This is a genomic window from Oscillibacter sp. CU971 (assembly GCF_905219725.1).
GTDB lineage: Bacteria > Bacillota > Clostridia > Oscillospirales > Oscillospiraceae > Oscillibacter.
Window position 1 is genome coordinate 1 of sequence record NZ_CAJMXG010000120.1, and the last position, 8,757, is coordinate 8,757.

General features: G+C 53.0%; 7 protein-coding genes and 1 pseudogene. 3 read left to right on the plus strand and 5 right to left on the minus strand.

What is annotated here, in order from left to right:
- Positions 1 to 118 precede the first annotated feature (118 nt).
- From JX325_RS09525 to JX325_RS09535, 3 genes are all read right to left on the minus strand, one after another.
- Positions 119 to 472: a hypothetical protein gene (locus JX325_RS09525; RefSeq protein ID WP_204790917.1), complete on the minus strand. Its 354-nt coding sequence runs from the start codon at positions 470 to 472 to the stop codon at positions 119 to 121.
- The gene (locus JX325_RS09530; protein ID WP_243414024.1) at positions 459 to 1,727 is read right to left on the minus strand and encodes a HAMP domain-containing sensor histidine kinase; all 1,269 of its coding nucleotides are present in this window, start codon (positions 1,725 to 1,727) and stop codon (positions 459 to 461) included. The genes JX325_RS09525 and JX325_RS09530 overlap by 14 nt, the downstream gene beginning before the upstream one ends.
- Positions 1,728 to 1,774: 47 nt before the next feature.
- Positions 1,775 to 2,449: a response regulator transcription factor gene (locus JX325_RS09535; RefSeq protein ID WP_204790919.1), complete on the minus strand. Its 675-nt coding sequence runs from the start codon at positions 2,447 to 2,449 to the stop codon at positions 1,775 to 1,777.
- Positions 2,450 to 2,726: 277 nt separating this feature from the next.
- On the opposite strand from JX325_RS09535, the gene JX325_RS09540 reads away from it, so the two are divergent.
- Entirely contained in the window at positions 2,727 to 3,161 is a 435-nt protein-coding gene (locus tag JX325_RS09540; RefSeq protein ID WP_204790920.1) for a helix-turn-helix domain-containing protein, read from the plus strand.
- A gap of 685 nt (positions 3,162 to 3,846) precedes the next feature.
- On the opposite strand, the pseudogene JX325_RS18550 reads toward JX325_RS09540, so the two are convergent.
- Both JX325_RS18550 and JX325_RS18145 read right to left on the minus strand, forming a co-directional pair.
- Positions 3,847 to 5,571: pseudogene (locus tag JX325_RS18550) on the minus strand (AAA family ATPase); the annotation flags it as partial.
- Positions 5,571 to 5,933 (minus strand): helix-turn-helix domain-containing protein, encoded by a 363-nt coding sequence (locus tag JX325_RS18145; protein ID WP_243414025.1) that lies wholly within the window; start codon positions 5,931 to 5,933, stop codon positions 5,571 to 5,573. The pseudogene JX325_RS18550 and the gene JX325_RS18145, both read right to left, overlap by 1 nt.
- 418 nt (positions 5,934 to 6,351) lie before the next feature.
- Here JX325_RS18145 and JX325_RS09550 point away from each other — a divergent pair, with 418 nt between their 5' ends.
- Together JX325_RS09550 and JX325_RS09555 are read left to right on the plus strand one after the other, a co-directional pair.
- Positions 6,352 to 7,113: a helix-turn-helix domain-containing protein gene (locus JX325_RS09550; RefSeq protein WP_204790921.1), complete on the plus strand. Its 762-nt coding sequence runs from the start codon at positions 6,352 to 6,354 to the stop codon at positions 7,111 to 7,113.
- A gap of 164 nt (positions 7,114 to 7,277) precedes the next feature.
- Complete coding sequence (locus tag JX325_RS09555) at positions 7,278 to 8,465, plus strand: site-specific integrase (RefSeq protein ID WP_204790922.1); 1,188 nt, start codon at positions 7,278 to 7,280, stop codon at positions 8,463 to 8,465.
- The last annotated feature ends 292 nt before the right edge of the window (positions 8,466 to 8,757 follow it).

Here is an 8,757-nt window from a genome sequence, read left to right on the forward strand (position 1 = left end):
TTCCCGCGTCAAATCGCCTTGCCTGGCAAAAAAATCTGCCCCAATCCGGCATTCCGCCAATTTTCAAACAAGGCCTATTGATAACTGCCCGATAAATAAGAAATTTTACAGAAAAAATTTATTTTAAGCCTTCTTCCTTGATCTTATATATTCTAAATGCGCAATCCTTTTCCAAACGAATATTTGCCCAATTTCTCCCAATCTGTCTCACAAAATAATTTTCGTCCTCTGGAAATATCTGTTTTGTCATAAATCTTAACAGATCCAGTGCTTTGGCAGATTCTTTCAATACAATTTCAAGTGTACTCCATCCATCTATTACAGGCGAATATATTTCATGAATCATATCACAAAACAAATCGTTTCCGTTGATTGGTATTTTTCTTATTAAGTCCCCCTTCCTATCTTCAATCAGCATACTCTTTAACTGGGCATATTGTTTGCTGTCAAGCATCACTTCATATATTTCCATTTTCTCCTCCTGTTATTAAGGCTGTGCCGTACAATATTTCTTGCAATTTAATGGAGGCTTTCACGCAGGCCCCATCTGGTGACTTATTTGACAGTTCTATGGTTCCCCCATGCTTCTGGCACAGCACCTGGCTTACAGCCAGACCCAGGCCAAGGTGCTGGCCGGAGGNATCCTCGGAGTAGAACAGGGCGGTTTTCTTTTGCAGCAGCTTGTCCGAAAAGCCCGGCCNGTCGTCGGTCACGGTGGCCGACAGGATTCCATGCTCCAGACAAAAAGCCAGCCCGATTTCCCGCTCCGCAAAACGGAGGGCATTGGAGATCAGATTTTCCAGAACACGGTACAACAGCTCCCCGTCAAGGACGGCCCTCCCCTTCGGCACATGAAGGTCACAGGAAAAACGCACCTGGGTATTTTGAAACAGGATGGATAGAGAATCCGCCATGTGCTGTAAAAAATCAGGAAGCTCCACCTCTCTGAGGCGGACTCCGGTTTCTTCGATAGCCCCCAGGTCGCGCATGGTATCGGTATAGCGGCCCATGCGCTCCGCGGTGATACCGAGATTGGAGAGCGCCTTTTCCAGTTTTTCCTCCGTCAAGGTTCCGCCCTTGTTGTTCTCCTGCAAATATTCCACATAGCCGGTCATAATGGCGATGGGGTTACGCAGATCGTGGGCCACGGATGCCTGCAACGCCCGGCGTTCCTCCAGCATACTCCACATCTGACGGTTATTCTCATATAGGGTCTGCCGCATTTTCTCAAAGGCAGTACAGAGCTGGCCCAATTCATCCCGCTCATCAAAGGTAATCTGAAAGTTCAAATCCCGGTCTTGAATATGGGCAGTGGCGTCCATCAGGACAGTGATCGGCGGCTCCAGCACCTTGTGATAAAACCACCATGCGCACAAAGCAATTCCAATCACAGCAAACAGGAACGGCAGCAGCACCATACAAACCTGTGAAGTACGGTAGGCCGTTCTCGCTTTCGGGGAAAGCATGGAGTAGCTGGATTCAATGCGCTCTATCCTGTAGCTCGTCTGTCCCTGATTCTCGTTGTGTTCCTGGCTGTCCGCTACCAGTTGGCCGAATGGCTCTGGCGAGCCGTCAAGGACATACCTCATCTTTGCCTCTGTGACCGTACCATCCGGGGCGGTTGTCTGCTGCGTCAGCCAGACCTCGTTGGAATCGGGGAGAATATGGTTTTGGAAACGATAACAGCCGAAAATCGCAAGGCCGCTGCACAGGAACACAATCAGCATTGTGACCGCCACAGCCTTCATAAAAGAGCGTTTCAATGACTGCCTTTTTATTTTTTCCATCGGTAGCCCATCCCCCAAACTGTTTCGATGTACTCACTTCCGCTGGCCTGCATGAGCTTTGCGCGGATCTTGCGGATATGCTCTTTAATCACGCTGCTGTCGCCCGCCGCGTCNTAGCCCCATACCGCCTCATAGATGCGTTCTTTGTCAAAGACCTGATTGGGGTTAGAGGACAGAAATTCGATGATGTCAAATTCCCTCTTGGAAAAGGAAAGCTCCTGCTCGTTCCAAAATACTTTTCGATCAGAGAGATTGATAATCAGCCCCTGGGAGGTCACGACCTCCGGCGGGCGGTTGTTCCGCTCGTCCCGGCGCAGATGGGCCTCAATGCGGGCAAGCAATTCCTGCAAGCCGAAAGGCTTGGTGATATAGTCGTCCCCTCCGGCCCGCAGGCCGTTGACCTTATCCTGCTCTGTGATCCGCGCCGTCAGGAACAGGATCGGGCAGACGATATGGTTCCGAATGACCTTGCACAGCTCCAGCCCATCCATCCCCGGCATATTGATGTCCAGCAGAATGAGATTTGGTTTTGCAGTCAGCTTCGCCAGGGCTTCATCGCTGCTGTTGGCTGCGGAAACCGTATAGCCGTGATCCTGCAAATGGGTGGAAAGCAATTCGGTCAGGATAGGTTCATCATCCACGATCAAAATTCTGTATGCCATGCGAACACCTCCAGTCTTTTTTATCATATAGGGAGAAAGTCAAAATTTGGTCAAGAATAAAACTCAATGACATATTTCAATTATATACTGTGGAGCGTCAAGTATCAATTGTGCAAATATGGCCCCTTAAAATTATATACCCGCCGCCAGAAATGGCGGCAGATTTCGCTCACCCCATTACTCCTTCACTTCCTGTTCTCAAAATCAGCAGCAGGTTCGTAGAGTCCAGAGCGAAATTCGCAGAGTGAGTGTCGCAGCACACCCAAGGAGGTGCAGATTGAAGTACACACCGCGGCCAAAGCGTGATCCAGTCAGGAACTACTTCCAGTTGCCCAACGAGATATTCCTGCTGGGCCTGTCGCCTGGTGCGCTGGCTGTCTACTCGTACCTGCTCTGCTGCGAGAACCGAAACACCTACCAGTGCTGGCCCAGCTACAAGACTATCGGCAGAGCGGTGAGGATGAGCGCCAACACCGTCCGCAAGTATGTGTGCGAGTTGGAGGAGCGGCAGCTCATCAGTACAGAGAACACATCCGTCACCACCAAGGCTGGCCTGAAGCGCAACGGCAATCTGCTCTACACCATCCGTCCGATTCAGCTGGCGCTGGACCAGTTCTACGAACAGCAGTTGGCGCAGATGGACACGGCGGCTGAACGTCATCGAGCCGCAACGGCACTCGCACTCCGTAGTGAAAAGTGCAACTCAGCGTGACAGCCTGTGTGCCGCTGTGTGGCCCCGATGGTGTCCGGAGGGTAACAAGCCGCCGCTCACCGCAATCGTCAATATCATCGTCAATATCGTCATCGATATCGTCGTCATCGTCGCCAGTGCCATCCCATCCATCACTAGGATAGACAGGGGCCTCAGTAGGATAAACGGAGACCTGTTCCTGCCCTACCGGCGATTCCAACGTCAGTGCGTAGAAGTGATGAATGCGATTCCCGTTTCCGTTGGCACAGGTTNTATTATGCTGGATGCCGTCGTAAGCATACAAGTCTGCCTTTAGTCTGGCTAGCTCTTTCCCCAGTCCCTGGGGGCTGTTCGCCAAGATGCGGCCCTTGTTCCGGCCGACATCCATCAGCTCAGACACCTTGCCCTGCCAACGCCCATCAGGACTGGCAGTTAAAAGTTCCCGGATGGTCTGCACCACTGCATTGTTCTCATAGTTCTGGCGGTCTACGTCCNGGGCGCCACCTAACGCTTCCCAGTGGGAGGTAGTGGAGTCAAACTGGATAATCAAATCCTGCTGCTGCACATCACGACCCGTAATATGCAGCGTCGNCTGGCTGTCATTGCGTGCTTTCTTGTCAAGCACCATAGAGGTATCGCAGCTGCCGAAAAGGCCCTGGGTTCCAGAGATTTTCGCATGGGCGTCTCCTTCGCCCGATGCCTTACGGGTATGGTGGACAAGCAAGATGCTGATGCCCCTGTTATCTGCATACTGCTTCAGGGCGCTAACCTCCCGAGAATCATAGAGGTACTTGCNATGTATGGCATCTGCCCNNCTGACCTTCTGGAAAGTGTCAATAATCACCAGCCCAATGCTGCGGTCTTGTGCAAGGTAATAATCCATCGCCTGATACAGATAGTTATCCGTTTGACCTGTCTCCGTGATGAAGTACAAGTGGGGAGGAGCCTGCCTGCCCTTCAAGATGGCGGACATACGGTCTTTGAGACGCCTATTTCCATCCTCCAAGGCCATGTACAGGACGCCCATCTGAGTCGTCTGCCGTCCTAAGAAAGAGGCTCCCTCAGCAACAGCCAGCGAGAGCTGGAGACACATGAAGCTCTTTCCAAGTTTAGGTGCCGAAGATAAAATGGTTACACCCTGCGGGAGGAGGTCGTGAACCACATATACAAGCGGAGCTATGGCCATTCGCTCTAATTCCTGTGCCGACAAAAGCGGCTGATATTTCCGCGCAGGTGCTGCCTGCTGTACAGGAGCCGCCANAGGCTGCTGGGGAATCGCCTGCTGTACAGGAGCCGCCAGAGGCTGTTGGGGAATCGCCTGCTGTACAGGAGCCGCCAGAGGCTGTTGGGGAATCGCCTGCTGTGCAGGCGCCAGAGGCTGCTGGGGAATTGCCTGCTGTGCAGGTGCCAGAGACTGCTGCCGGTAAGCCAGCGCGGAGCTGATGGCCTTTTGAATCGTCAAACTGCCGTAAGTACTGCGGCCGCTCGGCCTGTCCCACTTCTCTCGCATCAGCCTGGAGTTCCGAATGATTCTGTCAATCTGTCCTGCATCCTGCGTCCGGGCGGCGAGTATGTTGCAGAAAGCCATGTCGGCGGAGCTATGGTCATTGCCGCATATGGATATGTCGCCTTGCCCAAGCGCCATGAACTTCTCGCCGCTGGGGCCGTTCTTGATGCTCTCAATCAGAGCCAGGTCCTCGGGCCGCAGCGGNTTGTCCGGCTGACCGCTGTCCTGGGCCACGGGCTGGGCCTGCTGGGGAGCGGGCTGGGAAACCAGCTGTCCCGGCCGGACCATGTACTTCTCCAAGACCCGCAGCAGTTCCGCGTCCCGCAGTTCCAAGTCTGCTCCGGGTGTCTGAGTATTGCCGGTCACAGACACATACTTGTTGGTTGCTCCGGCAACGTAGACCTCCAGGCCCTTGGCCTGGTTGTTGATGTAGTACTTGTTGCTATCGAAGACGAACCCCGGCGTGAGCAGGAACAGGATGCGGATACCCCGCCCACTGGGAGAGACTTCCGTGTAAGCCCGCATGGTCTTCATGATGTCATCGGCCATCGGGGAAAGATTCTCGTTCTCGTCAATGCAGTGGTCGATGTCAATGGCGGCCAGGCAAGAACCGTCCGGCAGGCGGAAGATGCCTACACCCACGCCGTCGTACCTCGCTTTGGCGTAATTCTGCACTTCCGAAAAGCCCCCAAACGTGCTGGGGTCCGCAGTGTCGGCGGGCGCACTCGTCTTAGGATTGTACGGGACCTTGGCCGGTTTCACACCGTTGCCCCGAGGCTGGTACTTCCAGATAACGAAAGCGCATTCTTTCTTCGCTCTCTCAGGGATGTTGTTCAGATTCATGTTCGGGGGCATCATCACAGCACCTCCCCGTTTCTTCGCGCTCTCAGGGGTGTTGTTCAGATTCATGCTCGGGGGCATCATCACAGCACCTCCTCGGTCGAAGCCCGCTGCACCCAGGCCATGAGGCCCGGAACGGACACAAGCGTTCGGCCGCCGACCTGGAACGCGGGGAACCCTTCACTCCGGGCCAAGGCATAGGCAGTGGGCTTGCTGATGGACAGCAGCTTGGCCATCTCCGGAACGCTGATTGCCAGCTTGCCGGTGGTGTCTGCGCTCGGCTGCTCCAGAAGCGGCTGGTCATCGTGGCCGCCCTGCCCCCTGCCATGGCAGGGGGAGAGTTCATTGATAGAAGTGGGATTATAAATCAGGGCTTCGTGCTGGGGATGGCCGCCTGTGCAACTGCAATTACACATGGTGCCGGAGGTGGTGGAATGGTGCCTCATCTTAGGGACATGCGGAGGCAAGTGCGTGCTTTGCATCGCTTCGGATTTCTTCATGATAGAAATCCTCCTTTTTAAATTCTTTGGGTTCGGACCTCTGGCCCGGTCCCATGGTGCTATCTTACCACCGCCCGCTTAGATTGTCAACATTTTTTTCAAAAAAATCCCCGGGAATTTGAAAAAAGATTTAGTCCCACGAAAATGCGGGCAACCGAGAGGNTACTTGGTGNGCTAAAACGGCCACTATACCTTATTTAAATAATAATCGCCCCTTTCCTGTAAGTAGCGGCCCNTCCGCTTCCCATACATTTTGCAAGAAAATTCGACCCAGAAACCTTTTTTAAAATTTTGTTGACATATGAAGATGACGTGCTATAATAAAAATGAAAAATCAAAGAAGAGGAGGAAGCAAACTGCTATTATGACAACAGGTGAAAAAGTCAAGCAGGCGAGGATAGCCAAGGGTCTCGCCCAGGACTACATTGCGGCTCGCTTGGGTATTTCCAAGTCCGCCGTCAGNNGATGCGAGCTCGGCCAGCGGCNATTCCGCGTTGACCAGCTTTATACTCTGGCGAATCTGCTGGATGTTCCGCCCTATGAGTTGGTCAACATCTCTCCGGAGAAGAAGGAGGAGCTCAAGCAGATTTCAAAAATCATATCTAATTTCGAAGACCGCTATTATAATGGGGATTATATCGGAGAGGCCGACCAATGGATTCCGCAGTCGATGGAGTTTTTAAAACAGCTGATTGAGCGTGAGTTGGCCACCGCCGCCGCTGAGCCTGGTCCTGATGGGGCATCGTCCGAAAACTCGCAAGAACCGGAATTAAAAAAGCGCCGGAGACGTACCGCAAAATTTGACACCATGTTTAACCAACTCAACGATGCGGGCCAGCTAAATGCCTTGGAATATCTTAAAATCATGGTTCAGGTCCCAACCTTCCAGCTTCATCCCCAAAAAACGGATGTTTATTCTGGGTTGAATGAAGAAGAAGGGGCGCAGCTGAAAAGCGTGATTGGTACGCTGAATGAAGTGAAGTACGANCGATTTCAGCTGATGGAGGCCCATGTGCCGGAAGACAGTGAAAAGATGAGGGAGAACGCGGAACAGATTGCCGNTTTAAATGAGATAATTGNCCAAATTATTACAGGCGCAATCAAGCGAGCGAACCCCCAAAATTAAATGTGGAAATTCTAAAAAAAAGAGACTGTCCGCATGGTTGCAGCCACACGGACAGTCAGCACAAAGCCCTGATTTATAATCCCATTCTACTAAAGCACCTGTGCTCCTATAGTATAGCACGTAGGGGCCATGGTGTCNAANCCNNAAGNANAAGTTTTTTTACCATGGCAGAGAAAAAAAGACGTGCCAGAGGCGAAGGCAGCATCCGCCAGCGGCCCAACGGAACTTGGGAAGCCCGGTTCGTCATTGGCGTGGACCCCGGCACTGGAAAGGACATCCGCAAGTCCATCTATGGCAAGACCCAGAAGGAAGTCCGTAAAAAGATGACCGAGGCTGTTGCCGCTTTGGACAAAGACGACTACCGGGAACCCTGTAAGATGACCTTGGGCCAATGGCTGGACATCTGGTGCAAGGAATATTGGAGCGACATTAAGAACTACACCAAGGCGTCCTATGCTGCTCATATCCAAAACCATATCAAGCCCTGCCTTGGAGCCGTGAAACTGGAGGTCCTCGCCCCCCATACGATTCAGAAATTTTACAATGGTCTACTGGAGGCCCAGGACGGCCATGAAGCCCTGAACCCCAAGACCGTCCATAACTGCCACGGCGTATTGCACAGCGCCTTGGAAAAGGCCGTAGCTATCGGCTATCTGCGGTCTAATCCCGCCGATGCCTGTACGTTGCCGAAGAAAACGAAGAAAGCCATCAAGCCCCTGGATGATGATGCCACGGCCCTCTTTCTGGGGGCCATCAAAGGGCACCGCTTCGAGACCATCTATTTGACCGATATATTCACCGGAATGCGCCGTGGCGAGGTCTGTGGCCTTACCTGGGACTGTATCGACTTTAAGGCCGGGAGCATCTATATCAACAAACAGCTCCAAAAGGAGCGGGGACCGGGCGGCAAGTACGTCCTTCCCACCACCAAGAGTGATAAGAGCCGGGTGGTAGTTCCTGCTCCGTTCGTCATGGACGCCCTGAAGGCCCAGCAGGCCAAGCAAGCGGAATGGCGTCTGAAAGCTGGCCCCTGCTGGGAAGGCGATGCCCTGGGCGACTTCGTGTTCACGGATGAGCTGGGCCATCACCTGGTTCCTGACACCGTGTATCGTAACTTCAAGCGTATCGTAAAGGCCGTTGGCCTGCCTGAGACCCGTCTGCACGATTTGAGACATACGTTCGCCGTGGCGTCTCTCCGGGTCGGGGATGATGTCAAGACCGTCCAGGGGAACCTGGGCCATGCCACAGCGTCCTTCACGTTGGACGTCTACGGCCACGTCACTGACCAGATGAAGCGCGAGAGCGCTGACCGGATGCAGCAGTACATCGAGAAAATCAAAAAGNGCGGTTAAAACGATTAGGCGGCTCTTTGTTCAGAAGAACATGGAACCGCCTTTTCACACCCCACCCGTGGAACCCCGAACGTATTTTTCCAGTGTGCGTGCCCCAAAACAGGAAAATCTCCCGTAAGGGGTATTTGAAGGGGTAAGCTGATTTTCATGTCTTGAAACTCGAACTTTTAAACGTAAAACCAGGCGATAAAACAAGAAGAATCCCCGTATTCGTTAAGAATACGGGGATTCTTCTTGGTACGCCCTGAGGGATTCGAACCCCCGGCCTTCTGGTCCGTAGCTTGTCTGAGGG